This is a genomic window from Micrococcus sp. KBS0714 (assembly GCF_002008305.4).
In the GTDB taxonomy this organism is placed as follows: domain Bacteria; phylum Actinomycetota; class Actinomycetes; order Actinomycetales; family Micrococcaceae; genus Micrococcus; species Micrococcus luteus.
Genome location: NZ_CP042169.1, coordinates 2,035,078 through 2,047,333 on the forward strand (window position 1 = coordinate 2,035,078; position 12,256 = coordinate 2,047,333).

Consider the following 12,256-nt stretch of genomic DNA (forward strand, 5'->3'; position numbering starts at 1 on the left):
GCATGCACCCCGTCCTGCCCTCCCCCCGCCGTGGCCGCGCGGCCCTCGGCCTGGCCGCCGTCGCCCTGGTGGCGCTGAGCGCCTGTGCTCGCACCGAGCCGCAGCCCGAGCCTGCGCCCGCCACGACGGCGGCCTCCGCCCTGCCGTCCATGGACATGGCCCCGTTCACGGTCGAGGTCCCCTCACACGACCTCGAGCGGGTGCCGGAGGCGAGCGTCGCCGTGCTCGAGGGCGAGGACCCGGACCACCACGGGGCGTGGCTGCAGGTGTCCGGGGCGCCGGCCTGGACGGACGCCATGGCCGGGGCCGTGCGCGACCAGATCGACCAGTACCGCCGGGACACCGACCCGAGCGCGGACCCGCGCCTGGAGATCCAGCCGCAGCTCGCCGTCGTGGCCGAGGACATCGCCGCGGCCCGCCTGCTCGCCACGGAGCGGCGCGGCACGGACTCCGTGTCCACCTCGCACGTGATCTGGTACTCGGCCCGCGAGGACCGCGTGCTCGAGACCGCCGATCTCTTCACCCCCGACGGCTGGGACGCGTTCCGCGCCGAGGTGCGCCAGCGCATGGCCAACGACCCGGACGTGATCGGCTCGCGCCTGGACTCGGCGGTCGACGCCCCGGAGCAGGTGGAGAACCGTCGCGTCTGGGACGCGGTGGTCTTCCTGCCGGACGGCAGCCTGATGCTCGAGGCGGACCAGGCGTCCATGGCGCCGGCCGCCGCGGGCGTGCTGACGGTGCGGATCCCTCGGGACACGGCGACCGCCTGGCTGTCCGACCTGGGCCACGTCGCCGCGGACGCCGCCTCCGCCCCCGCCGACCTGCGTCTGCCGGACCGCTCCACCCCGACCCCCGAGGAGCAGCAGCCGGAGCCCGCCCCCGAGCCGGAGCCCGAGACGTCCTCGTGGACGGAGGAGGCCACCGGCGCACCCGTGCCGCCCCCGTCCGCGCCCGCCGACACGGCGGCCCCGACGCCCAGCGTGACCACCCCGGTGCCGAGCAGCACGGCCCCGTCCTCCTCGGCCCCCGCGCCCACCCGCTCGGCCACGCCGTCCTCCCCGTCGTCTCCCCCCACCTCGTCCTCGCCGTCGGGCACGGGATCCGGCAGTCCGACGCCGAGCACCCCCGACCCGACGCCGACCTCCGCGACGCCGACCCCGACGTCCCCGACCCCGACGTCCCCGAGCCCGTCCGGTCCGTCCACGAGCGCGTCCGGTCCGTCCACGAGCGCGCCGGCCACGGACCCTGCGCCGGACCCGACCGAGTCCGCACCCGAGCCGACCGCCACCACGGCCTCCGCGTCCGCGTCGCCCACGTCGGGGGACCGCTCCAGCAGCACCCCCTGACCCCGGCGCCGGGCGCCGTCGTCGGCCGCGGTCTGCACCGTCGACGCGCGGCCGTGGCAGGATCGGGGCGATGACTGAGCACCTGCCCCGCCCCTGCCCGGACGCACCCGGCCCCGACGCCGTGCCGCCGCCCGCCGAGCGCGTCCACGCGCACGACCACAATCGGGACAAGGACCCCGCCCTCGTCCGACGGGAGCCGGTCTCCTTCGTCCGACGTGGTGCGCGCCTGAACGCGGGGCGGCAGGCCGTGTGGGACCGCCAGGCGGAGCGGGTCCTCGTGGACGTGCCTCGCGGCCGCGGCGCCACCTCGGTGGACGGCCAGGCCCGACTGGACTGGGCGGGGGTGTTCGGGCGCGAGGCCCCCCTGCTGGTCGACATCGGCTCCGGGCTGGGCGAGTCAACGGCGCAGGCCGCCGCCGACCGGCCGGACTGGAACGTGCTCGCCGTCGAGGTCTACGTGCCCGGCCTGGCCGCGCTCATGACGCGCGTGGAGCAGCAGGGCCTGGAGAACGTCCGCGCCGTGGAGGCCAACGCCCCCGAGCTGCTGGACGCCCTGCTCACGCCCGGCTCCGTCTCCGAGGTGTGGGTGTTCTTCCCGGACCCGTGGCACAAGAAGCGGCACCACAAGCGCCGCCTGGTCTCCCCCGCCTTCGCGGACCGCGTGGCGCGGGTGCTCACCCCCGGCGGGGTGCTGCGGCTGGCGACGGACTGGTCGGGCTACGCCGTGCAGATGCGCGAGGTGCTCGAGGCGCACCCGGAGTTCGAGAACCTCTTCCCCGGGCGCGCCGCGGGCGAGGACTCTCCGCTCACGCGGGTGCGCCGCGAGGGCAGGGAGACCGAGGTGGGTGCCCAGCCGCTGCCCGCGGGATGGGAGAGCGCGGCCGAGGAGGAGCGCCCCCTGCGCGCCGGCCTGGGCGAGGCGCGGGCCGGCGCGGCGGCCGCGGACCCCGTGGACCACGACGGCGGCTGGGCGCCCCGGTTCGAGGGCCGACCGATCACGAGCTTCGAGGCGAAGTCCCAGCGGGCCGGGCGGCTCGTGTTCGACCTGGCGTACCGCCGCCGCTGAGCACGGGGCCCGACGGGGTCGCTCAGGCCGGGGCGACCGGCCCGGCCGGGTCGGCGCCGTCCGGAACGGGCGACAGCGGCAGGCCGGCGGTCACCCGCGCGGTCGCCGCGAGCGTCACGGACCCGGCGTCCCGGTAGCCCCTCGGGGCGTCCTCGGGGGCCGTCGGCGACCAGCGGGCCGTGCGGTGGCCGCGGACGGCGGCCCCCGCCAGGCCGGGCCGCGGGGCCACCGGCAGCACGGCGGCGTCCGTCCAGTCCCGACGACGGCCGACCGCGCGGCCGACCCGGGCGAGGAGATCGCCCGGGGCCAGGGCGCGGAACGTCCGCCCGGACCGCAGGCCGAGGTGCGCGGAACGGGCCGCCAGGGCGGCGGGCAGGCCGACCGTGCCCGAGACCACGAGGGCCTCGACGGGACGCTCGGCCGGCCACGGGGCCTCCGCGTCGTCGGGCTGCAGGCCCCGGTCCGCGAGCAGGCGCAGGGCGTGCGCGGCCACGAGCGAGCCGTACGAGTGGGCCTCCACGGCCCCGTGCACGGCGGTCCCGCGGGCGCGCAGGGCCGGGGCGACATCGTCGTCCTCCCCCGGCCCGTGGCGCAGGAACTCCCACCAGGCCCGCACATCCGCGGCGAGCATCGCGCCGCCGCGCCGGCCGGGGCCGTCGAGCACCACCCGCCAGGGCGTGGGTGCGGGGTAGCCGAGCCACCCGATGACGACGGGGCGGGGTGCGCCGGCGGCGCGCTGGGCGGCGGCGAGGTGGGCGGCCTCCCGGGCCGTCCCCCACAAGGCCGTCTGGGGGCGGATGCCCATGCCGGAGACGAGCCAGGTCAGGTGGGTGGCGGTCGCGGGGTCCCCCGCGGCGACCACCGCGCGCGGCCCGTCCGGGCCCTCGAGGACGTAGTCCAGCAGATGCCGGGCGGGCAGGTGCGGGTCCATGCCCTCCGGCTTGAGGGCGTGGACGATCCCGTCCAGGGCGCTCCGGGCCTGCCGGCCGAGGCCGTCGCGCCGGGCCATGTCGGCGCGCAGCCGCTCCTGCACGCGGGACCGCGCGGCTGCCCCGAACGACGCCCGGCTCAGTCCTGCTCGGACTGCCACGTGGGCACCCGTCGGAGGCCTGCGACGCCGGAGGGCAGCCTCCGCAGGCCGCTCGGGCAGGCCTCGCCCGCGGTGTCCGCCCCGGCCCGTGCCGCGGCGTGACGGCGGACGGCCATCCGGTCGGCGTAGCGGGCCGAGACGTCACCGCCGGAGCCCACGGTGAAGACGCGGGCCAGGCGGGAGGCGTGGTGGAGGCGGTCCACCTGGGCAGCCAGCTCGACCACGGTGTCCTGCAGCTGCTCGACCTCGCGCTGCAGCGCGATCACGCGGCGGATGCCCTCCAGCGAGATGCCTTCACGGCTCAGGGTCTGCACGGTCTGCAGCCGCTCGACGTCGGCGAGGGAGTAGCGGCGGTGCCGTCCGTCCTGGCGGGCGGGGACCACGAGGCCGAGCCGGTCGTACTGGCGCAGGGTCTGCGGATGCATGTCCGCCATCTCGGCGGCCACGGAGATCACGAAGACCGGGGCGTGCCGGTCGGGACCCCCCTCGCGGCCCCGGTCCGCACGGGCGGCGCCGTCGCGGGCGCTCACCAGGCTGCCTTCCGGGCCAGCTCCCGCCGCGGATCGTCGCCGGCAGTGGCGGACTGCAGGGCCTCGACGGCGGCGCGGGCGTCGTCGTTGAGCGTGGTGGGCACGGTGACGCGCAGCTCCACGAGCAGGTCACCCGTCGTCTTCCCGCGCTCGACACCGCGGCCCTTCAGGCGCAGCACGCGGCCACACTGGGAGCCCGCCGGCACCTTCACCTTCACGGGGCGCTCCAGCGTCGGCACCTCGATCGTGGCGCCGAGGGCGGCCTCGGGGAAGGTGATCGGCACGGTGATCCGCAGGTCGTCCCCGTCCCGGCGGAAGAACTCGTGCTCGCGCACGTGCACGGTGACCAGCAGGTCGCCGCGGCCGGCCGGGCCGGGCGAGCCCTTGCCGCGGGCACGGACCTTCTGGCCGTCGCGGATGCCCTTCGGGATCTTCACCTCGATCGTCTCGCCGTCCGGGCCGCGCAGGGACACCGTGGTGCCCTGAATCGAGCCGCGGAAGGAGATCGTGGTGGTGGCGGTGCGGTCCGCGCCCTTCGTGGGGCGCGGCCGTGCGTAGCCGGCGTCGCCGAAGCCGCCGGGGCCGAAGCCGCCGGGCTGGCCGGCGGCGCCACTGAACATCCCGCTGAACAGGTCGGACAGGTCGGGCTCGGACTGCGTGGCGCGGGGGCCGCCCCCGCCGCCGAACATGCCGCCGAAGACGTCCTCGAAGCCTCCGCCGCCGGCACCGCCCGGGGCGGAGAACCGGGCCCCGCCGCCCATCGCGCGGATCGCGTCGTATTCCTGCCGCTCCTGGGGGTCGCTCAGGACGGCGTACGCCTCCGAGATCTCCTTGAACTTCTTCTCGGCCGCCTCGTCCCCGGGGTTCTGGTCCGGGTGGTACATGCGGGCGAGCTTGCGGTAGGCCTTCTTCACGTCCGCGTCGGAGGCGTCCTTGGACACCCCCAGGGTCGCGTAGAAGTCCTTGTCCATCCAATCCTGCGAGGCCATGGTGCCTCCTCTCGTGTGCATCGGTCAGGGGGGTCGGCCGGCGGCGGGGTGGGCCGCCGGCCGACGGGGTCACTCGTCTCCGGCGGAGACCATCACCTGGGCGGCGCGCAGCACGCGGCCGTCCCGGACGTAGCCGTTGCGGAAGACCTGGACCACGTGGTCCGCGGGCACCTCCGCGTGCGGCTGGCGCATCACGGCCTCGTGCACGGCCGGGTCGAACTCGACGCCGGCCAGCGCCTCCTGGTCATGGCGCTCGAGGCCCAGGCCGGCCAGGGCGGTGTCGAGCTTGGTCGCGATGGCGGCGAACGGACCGTCCGTCAGGTCGCCGGCGGCGCGGGCGGCGTCGATGTCGTCGAGCACCGGCAGCAGCGCGGTGACGGCCTTGAGCACGCCGGCGTCTCTGGCCAGGTCGCGGTCGCGGTCCACGCGGCGCTTGTAGTTCACATACTCGGCCTGCAGCCGGCGCAGGTCGGCCTCGAGCTCGGCCTCGCGGTCCGAGGCCTCGGGCTGCGGCGCCTCGGTCCCGGCCTGCGCGCCGGCCTCGTCGAGGATGCGCTCGGCCTGGGCGAGGGCGTCGCCGTCCTCGGCCTGCTCTGCCGCGCTCTCCGCCGAGACCCGGGGCTCACCGGTCTCGGGGTCGATGCGGCGACGGTCGTTGAACACGATGGGCTCCTCCTCGGAGCCACGCTCGGCGTCGGAGGAGCCGTGCGGACGCTGCTGGTCGGCGCTCATGGTGTGTCCTTTCGAAGCTGGGTGGGCGCGGCGGGTCCGCCGCGCGGGGGGTGGTGCGGGAAGGCCGGCGGGCCGGCCCGGCAGGGGCGCTGCCGGGCCGGCCCGCCGGCGTCGTGGGTCTCGGGACGGGGCGGGCGTGGACACCCGCCCCGGCCCCGGGGTGTCAGGCCTTCTTCTCGTCGTCCTCGTCGACCACCTCGGCGTCGACGATGTCCTCGTCGTCGCCCTGCGGGGCGGCGGACTCGGCGCCGGCGTCGGCCGACTCCGCGCCCTGCTGGGCGTAGAGGGCCTCGCCGATCTTGACCTGGGAGGCCTGGAGCTTCTCGAACGCGGCGGCGACCTCGTCGTCGTTGTCCTGCTTCTCCAGGGCGGCCTTCAGGGCGTCGACGTCGGCCTGCACCTCGGTCTTGACGTCCTCGGGCAGCTTGTCCGCGTTGTCCTGCAGGAGCCTCTCAACGGAGTAGGCGGACTGCTCCGCCTGGTTGCGGCGGTCGGCGGCCTCGCGGCGCTTCCTGTCCTCGTCCGCGTGGGCCTCGGCGTCCTTGACCATGCGGTCGATGTCCTCCTTGGACAGCGAGGAGCCGCCCGTGATGGTCATCGACTGCTCGGTGCCGGTGCCCTTGTCCTTCGCGGAGACGTGCACGATGCCGTTCGCGTCGATGTCGAAGGTGACCTCGATCTGGGGCATGCCGCGCGGGGCCGGGGCGATGCCGGTCAGCTCGAAGGTGCCCAGCGCCTTGTTGTCCCGGGTGAACTCGCGCTCGCCCTGGAAGACCTGGATGGACACGGAGGGCTGGTTGTCCTCGGCCGTGGTGAACGTCTCGGAGCGCTTGGTCGGGATGGCCGTGTTGCGCTCGATGAGCTTGGCCATCACGCCGCCCTTGGTCTCGATGCCCAGCGACAGCGGGGTCACGTCGATCAGGAGCACGTCCTTGCGCTCGCCGGCGAGCACGCCGGCCTGCACCGCGGCGCCGATGGCGACGACCTCGTCCGGGTTCACGCCCTTGTTGGGCTCCTTGCCGCCGGTCAGCTCCTTCACCAGGTCGGAGACGGCGGGCATGCGGGTGGAGCCGCCGACGAGGATCACGTGGTCGATGTCGGAGACCTTGACGCCGGCCTCCTTGATGACGTCCTCGAACGGCTTGCGGGTGCGCTCGAGCAGGTCCTTGGTGAGGTCCTGGAACTTGGCGCGGGAGAGGTGCTCGTCCAGGTGCACCGGGCCCTCGGGGGTCACGGACAGGTACTGCAGCGAGATGTTGGTGGAGGTGGCCGAGGAGAGCTCCTTCTTGGCCTGCTCCGCTGCCTCCTTCAGACGCTGCAGGGCGATCTTGTCCTTGGACAGGTCCGCGCCCTTGGACTTGGCCTGCTGGAGCAGCCAGTCCACGATCCGCTGGTCCCAGTCGTCGCCGCCGAGGCGGTTGTCGCCGGCGGTGGCGCGCACCTGGATGGTGGCGAAGTCGTCCTCGTCCTTGGCGACCTCGAGCAGGGACACGTCGAAGGTGCCGCCGCCCAGGTCGAAGACCAGGATGAGCTCGTCCTCCTTGCCCTTCTCCAGGCCGTAGGCCAGGGCGGCCGCGGTGGGCTCGTTGATGATACGGGTGACGTTCAGGCCCGCGATCTCGCCGGCCTCCTTGGTGGCCTGGCGCTCGGCGTCGTTGAAGTAGGCGGGCACGGTGATCACCGCGTCGGTGACCTTCTCACCCAGGTACTCCTCGGCGTCGTGCTTGAGCTTCATCAGCGTGCGGGCCGAGATCTCCTGCGGGGTGTACTTCTTGCCGTCCACCTCGGCGGTCCAGTCGGTGCCCATGTGGCGCTTGACGGACGCGAAGGTGCGCTCGGGGTTGTTGACGGCCTGGCGCTTGGCGACCTCGCCGACCAGGACGTCCCCGCCCTTGGAGAACGCGACGACGGACGGGGTGGTGCGGGCGCCCTCGGCGTTCGCGATGACGACCGGGTCGCCACCCTCGAGGGCGGCGACGACGGAGTTGGTGGTGCCGAGGTCGATGCCGACTGCACGGGACATGATGGGGTCCTTCCTGTCTGACGGTGAAGCGGGGGCCGGACCGGCGGGCCGGGGCACCGGCGCCGCAGGGACTTGAGCCTTCATGACTCAGGTTGCCACCGGGGCGGTGGACTGTCAAGTGAACCTGAGTCGACTTCACTCACTTCTGCTTCTGCGAGGGTCAACGCGGGCCGTCCACGATCCATTCCCGAGGCCCCGGATTCGTCTGCGCTCCGTTCCGGTGCAGGCGCCCGGCCCTGGAAGCGCGGGGGTCTCGCGCGGTTGGATGGCGGATCACGGGGCGTCGCCGACGGCGCGCCCGTCCCGACGGAGAAGGAGCGCCACCATGGCCGAGAAGAACGCCGCCGAGTACACCGTCCCGGGCCTGTCCCTGAGCACGGGCCGCCGCACCGCCGAGATCCTCCAGGGCCGCCTGCACGCCCTCAACGACCTGCAGCTCACCCTGAAGCACGCCCACTGGAACGTGGTGGGCCCCGGCTTCATCGGCGTGCACGAGATGCTCGACCCCCAGATCGAGCTGGTCCGCGGCATGGTCGACGTCGTCGCGGAGCGCATCGCCACCCTGGGCGTCTCCCCCGCGGGCACCCCGGGCGCGCTCGTGGCCGCCCGCACGTGGGACGACTACACGCTGGGCCGCGCGTCGACCCTGGAGCACCTGGCCGCCCTGGACCTCGTCTACGACGGCGTCGTGACGGACCACCGCGCCGCGATCGACGCCACCGAGGACCTCGACCCGGTCACGCAGGACATCCTCATCGACCAGGTGGCCCAGCTCGAGCTGTTCCAGTGGTTCATGCGCTCGTTCCTGACCACCGACGACGGCCGGCTGAGCAGCGCAGGCACCACCACCGAGGCCGCCGCCGCGGGCCGCGTGAAGGGCGCCCAGTCCGCGCCCGCCCCGAAGGCCGGGCGCACGAAGAAGTCGGACGCGAAGAAGTCCAAGAAGAAGTGACCGCGCGCCCCTGAGGCGCCCGTGCACCGGAGGGGCCCGACCGCACTGACGGTCGGGCCCCTCCCTCCTGCGCGGTTCAGTCGACCTTCGCCGGCCACCACACCTTCGGGCCGATGTCCCGCACGAGCGCCGGGATCAGCAGGGAGCGCACGATCAGCGTATCGAGCAGCACGCCGAACGCGACGATGAACGCCAACTGCACCATGAACATCAGCGGGATCACCGCGAGCGCGGCGAAGGTGGCCGCCAGCACGACGCCGGCCGAGGTGATGACCCCGCCCGTGACGGTGAGGGCGCGCAGCACGCCCGCCCGCGTGCCGTGCCGCGGCGTCTCCTCCCGCGCCCGGGTCATCAGGAAGATCGTGTAGTCGATCCCGAGCGCCACGAGGAAGACGAAGCCGTACAGCGGCACGGTGGGGTCGGCGTCCTCGAAGCCGAACACGTGCCGGAACACGAGGGCCGAGACGCCCAGGGCCGCGCCGAAGCTGACCACGGTGGCCGCCACGAGCAGCACGGGTGCCAGGAGCGAGCGCAGCAGCACCGCGAGGATGACCAGCAGCATCGCGAGGATCAGCGGGATGACGACCCGCAGGTCGCGCTGCGTGGTGACGTTCGTGTCCAGCGCCTGGGCCGCCGGGCCGCCCACGAGGATCTCGCCCGTGGCCGGGAGGTCCGCGAGCCGGTCGCGCAGGCGGGCCACGGTCTGCTGCGCGGCAAGGGACTCGCCCGGGTCCGCCAGGGTGGCCGAGACCAGCACGCGGCCGTCCACCACGCGGGGCTGCGGCTCCGGCGCGGACGCGGCGCCCGCCCCGCCCTCCGCGTCGGTCACGCCCGGGGGTGGGCCCGCGGCGGCCTCGGGGGCGTCCGTGGTGACCTCGGCCTCGGCCACGCCGGGGTCCTCCGCGACGGCGGCGAGCACCGCCTCCGCGTCCCCGGCCGGGGCGAGGATCTGGGCGGGGGCGCCCGCGCCGGCGTCGAAGTGCTCGCTCAGCAGGGCCTGGGCCTGCCGGGCGTCGGAGTCGCCGAGCAGCACGTCCTCCTGGGCGACGCCGTCCGCGCGCAGCTGCAGCAGACCGCCGCAGAGGGCGAGGAGCACGACCGTCGTGGCGACCCAGACGAGACGGGGCCGGCGCGCGACGACGGCGCCCACCCGCGTCCACACCCCGTGGTCCTCCTCGAGGCCGGCGACGGGTCGGCCCGCGCCGTCGAGCGGCGGGGTGAAGGCCCGGCCCCGGGCGGCTCTGCGCTGCGCGCGACGGCGAGCGCGCTCGGGGGACGGGATCGTGGGCCAGAAGGCGGCACGCCCGGTCAGCCGCAGCAGCGCCGGCAGCAGGGTCAGGGCGGCGAGCCACGCGAACGCCACACCCGTGGCGGCCACGGGGCCGAGGGAGCGCGTCGAGTTGAGGTCCGAGGCCATCAGGATCAGCAGGGCGAGGGCCACGGTCGAGGCGGACGCGGTGATCGCGCCGAAGGACCCGCGCACGGCGGCCCGCAGCGCCTCCCCGACGTCCGCCCGGACCAGCAGCTCCTCGCGGTGCCGGGCCACGAGCAGGAGGCAGTAGTCGGTGGCCGCGCCGATCACGAGGATCGAGAGGATGCCCTGGGCCTGGCCGTTGAGCTGGATCCAGCCCGCCAGTGCCATCCCGTAGACGGCCACGATCGCGCCGCAGAGCGCGGCCACGGCCGTCAGGAGCACGAGGACCGGCAGCAGGACGGAGCGGTAGACCGCCACGAGGATCACGAACACCACCGCGAGCGCCACGAGCAGCAGCAGCCCGTCGATGCCCGCGAACGCGCCGCCCAGCTCCGCGACCAGGCCCGCCGGACCGCCCACGTGCCACTCGGTGTCCGCGGCCACGGTGCCGGCGAGGGCGGGGTCGGCGGCCGCCGGGTCCGCCACGACCTCCCGCAGGTCGGCCACCACGTCGGCCACGGGCCGCTCGGCCCCGGCCGAGGAGTCGACGAAGGCCAGGAACTGCACCGCCGCGCCGTCGTCGGAGGGGATCGGGCCGGCGACGTCGGTCACGCCCGGCACCTCGCCCAACCGGCCCGCGAGGTCCGCGAGCGCGGGGAAGGCGGCCGCGGGGTCCGCGGTGCTCGCCGGGCCCACGACGACGGCGGGCACGGCCTCGCCGTCCTGGAACGCCGCCGCCTCCTGTCCCGCGCGGGTGGACTCGGCCGACGCCGGCAGGAAGGTGGCCTGGTCGTTCGAGGAGACGTCGCCGATCCTGCCGAACACGGGGCCGCCCAGGCCGAGCACGGCGAACCAGACCACGGCCAGCGCCGCGGCCAGGCCCAGCCGCAGCCCCCGAGGGGGACGCCCCGTGGCGGCGGGGGTGCGGAAGGCGGAGAGGTCGGGCGGGGTGGGCATGCCCCGAGCGTAGGGGATGGTTCGATGATCAAACAACCATGGGGGCTGGCTAGACTCCCGGCCATGACCACGCAGCCCCCCTCCGCCCCCGCGGAGCACCTCGCCGTGGTCCACGCCCTGCGCGTCTTCAGCGAGAGCGCGGAGCACGCCGTCGACGAGGCCGGCCGCGGCGTCGGCCTGCACCGCACGGACCTCAGAGCCCTCGCGTACCTGATGGCCCGCGCGGCGGCCGGTGAGCCCGTCACGGCCTCGGACCTCGGCGCCCACCTGCACCTCACCCGGGCCTCGGCCACCGCCCTCGTGGACCGCCTGGCCGCCGCGGGCCACGTCCGCCGCCACCGGGACGAGGGCGACCGGCGGCGCGTGCTGGTGGAGCACACGGACACGGCCCGCCGCGACGGACAGCGCGCGTTCGAACCGATGTCCCAGCGGCTGAGCGCCGCCCTCGAGGGGTTCTCCGCCGCGGAGCTGCGGGCCGCGGTGCGGGTGCTCGAGGCGGCCACCGCCGCACTGACGGACCCCGCCCCGGAGGACCCGTGACCCGACCGGCGCTCATCGGCCTGGACGGCCGCTCGGGGTCGGGCAAGACCGTCCTCGCCGCCGCGCTCGCGGCCCGGATCGCGCCGTTCGCGCGCGTCGAGGTGATCGAGATCGAGTCCATGTACCGGGGCTGGGACGGGCTGGCCGCCGCGGTGGACGACGACGGCCCCTACCCGGGCGTCGTGCGCGCGCTGCGGGAGCGGGGCACGGCGACCTGGACCACGTGGGACTGGCACCGCGCCGCCCCCGGCCCGCCGCGGCGGACCGCGCCGGCCGACGTCGTGGTGTGCGAGGGCGTGGGTGCGCTCAGCACCGCCGCCCGACCGCTGCTCGACCTGGCGGTGTGGCTCGAGCTCGAGACCCCCGCGCGACGCACGCGGGCGCTGGCCCGGGACGGTGAGACCTTCGCCCCGCACTGGGACCGCTGGGCCGCACAGGAGGAGGACTACCTGGCCCGGCACGCCCCGCGCGCCGCGGCGGACCTGATCCTGCGTCTGCCCTCCGCCTGACGGCGGCGGTGCCCGGGGCCGGGGGCGTCGGGGTCTGCGTGCGGGCCGGTCGGGCGCCCGCGCTGGGACCGGAGCGGTTCGCTCCGCTTAGGTGTAGCATCGGAGGCG

General features: G+C 75.5%; 11 protein-coding genes. 5 read left to right on the forward strand and 6 right to left on the reverse strand.

Annotated features, from left to right (window positions below; all coding sequences use genetic code 11):
- Nucleotides 1-2 precede the first annotated feature (2 nt).
- Nucleotides 3-1,346 (forward strand): hypothetical protein, encoded by a 1,344-nt coding sequence (locus B1A86_RS09320; protein WP_043280891.1) that lies wholly within the window; start codon nucleotides 3-5, stop codon nucleotides 1,344-1,346.
- A 70-nt stretch (nucleotides 1,347-1,416) separates the two neighbouring features.
- Nucleotides 1,417-2,412, forward strand: a complete 996-nt coding sequence (gene trmB / locus B1A86_RS09325) for a tRNA (guanosine(46)-N7)-methyltransferase TrmB (protein WP_020626479.1) — start codon at nucleotides 1,417-1,419, stop codon at nucleotides 2,410-2,412.
- A 22-nt stretch (nucleotides 2,413-2,434) separates the two neighbouring features.
- On the opposite strand, the gene B1A86_RS09330 is transcribed toward trmB, so the two are convergent.
- From B1A86_RS09330 to dnaK, 5 genes are all read right to left on the reverse strand, one after another.
- Nucleotides 2,435-3,502 (reverse strand): alpha/beta hydrolase, encoded by a 1,068-nt coding sequence (locus tag B1A86_RS09330; protein ID WP_230259732.1) that lies wholly within the window; start codon nucleotides 3,500-3,502, stop codon nucleotides 2,435-2,437.
- A complete protein-coding gene (locus B1A86_RS09335; RefSeq protein ID WP_020626477.1) occupies nucleotides 3,481-4,032 on the reverse strand; it encodes a heat shock protein transcriptional repressor HspR in 552 nt (183 codons plus the stop codon). The genes B1A86_RS09330 and B1A86_RS09335 overlap by 22 nt, the downstream gene beginning before the upstream one ends.
- Entirely contained in the window at nucleotides 4,029-5,021 is a 993-nt protein-coding gene (locus B1A86_RS09340) for a DnaJ C-terminal domain-containing protein (RefSeq protein WP_078026125.1), read from the reverse strand. The genes B1A86_RS09335 and B1A86_RS09340 overlap by 4 nt, the downstream gene beginning before the upstream one ends.
- A 69-nt stretch (nucleotides 5,022-5,090) precedes the next feature.
- Nucleotides 5,091-5,753, reverse strand: coding sequence for a nucleotide exchange factor GrpE (locus B1A86_RS09345; protein WP_078026124.1), 663 nt, complete (start codon nucleotides 5,751-5,753; stop codon nucleotides 5,091-5,093).
- Nucleotides 5,754-5,916: 163 nt separating this feature from the next.
- Nucleotides 5,917-7,776, reverse strand: a complete 1,860-nt coding sequence (dnaK, locus tag B1A86_RS09350) for a molecular chaperone DnaK (protein WP_078025523.1) — start codon at nucleotides 7,774-7,776, stop codon at nucleotides 5,917-5,919.
- A gap of 325 nt (nucleotides 7,777-8,101) precedes the next feature.
- Between dnaK and B1A86_RS09355 the strand changes: the two genes are divergently transcribed.
- Entirely contained in the window at nucleotides 8,102-8,728 is a 627-nt protein-coding gene (locus B1A86_RS09355) for a Dps family protein (protein ID WP_069941127.1), read from the forward strand.
- A 76-nt stretch (nucleotides 8,729-8,804) separates the two neighbouring features.
- Here the strand turns inward: B1A86_RS09355 and B1A86_RS09360 are convergent, their stop codons facing one another.
- Nucleotides 8,805-11,099: an MMPL family transporter gene (locus B1A86_RS09360; protein ID WP_036317226.1), complete on the reverse strand. Its 2,295-nt coding sequence runs from the start codon at nucleotides 11,097-11,099 to the stop codon at nucleotides 8,805-8,807.
- Between the two features lie 63 nt (nucleotides 11,100-11,162).
- Here B1A86_RS09360 and B1A86_RS09365 point away from each other — a divergent pair, with 63 nt between their 5' ends.
- Complete coding sequence (locus B1A86_RS09365; RefSeq protein ID WP_036317223.1) at nucleotides 11,163-11,639, forward strand: MarR family winged helix-turn-helix transcriptional regulator; 477 nt, start codon at nucleotides 11,163-11,165, stop codon at nucleotides 11,637-11,639.
- Nucleotides 11,636-12,148 (forward strand): para-aminobenzoate synthase component I, encoded by a 513-nt coding sequence (locus B1A86_RS09370; RefSeq protein WP_036317220.1) that lies wholly within the window; start codon nucleotides 11,636-11,638, stop codon nucleotides 12,146-12,148. Before B1A86_RS09365 ends, B1A86_RS09370 begins: the two co-directional genes overlap by 4 nt.
- Nucleotides 12,149-12,256 lie beyond the last annotated feature (108 nt).

Bases quoted from the DNA above. Each gene is read 5' to 3' on its own strand.
- B1A86_RS09320 (WP_043280891.1), top strand. From the start codon at position 3: ATGCACCCCGTCCTGCCCTCCCCCCGCCGTGGCCGCGCGGCCCTCGGC.
- trmB (WP_020626479.1), top strand. From the start codon at position 1,417: ATGACTGAGCACCTGCCCCGCCCCTGCCCGGACGCACCCGGCCCCGAC.
- B1A86_RS09340 (WP_078026125.1), bottom strand. From the start codon at position 5,021: ATGGCCTCGCAGGATTGGATGGACAAGGACTTCTACGCGACCCTGGGG.
- B1A86_RS09345 (WP_078026124.1), bottom strand. From the start codon at position 5,753: ATGAGCGCCGACCAGCAGCGTCCGCACGGCTCCTCCGACGCCGAGCGT.
- dnaK (WP_078025523.1), bottom strand. From the start codon at position 7,776: ATGTCCCGTGCAGTCGGCATCGACCTCGGCACCACCAACTCCGTCGTC.
- B1A86_RS09355 (WP_069941127.1), top strand. From the start codon at position 8,102: ATGGCCGAGAAGAACGCCGCCGAGTACACCGTCCCGGGCCTGTCCCTG.
- B1A86_RS09360 (WP_036317226.1), bottom strand. From the start codon at position 11,099: ATGCCCACCCCGCCCGACCTCTCCGCCTTCCGCACCCCCGCCGCCACG.
- B1A86_RS09365 (WP_036317223.1), top strand. From the start codon at position 11,163: ATGACCACGCAGCCCCCCTCCGCCCCCGCGGAGCACCTCGCCGTGGTC.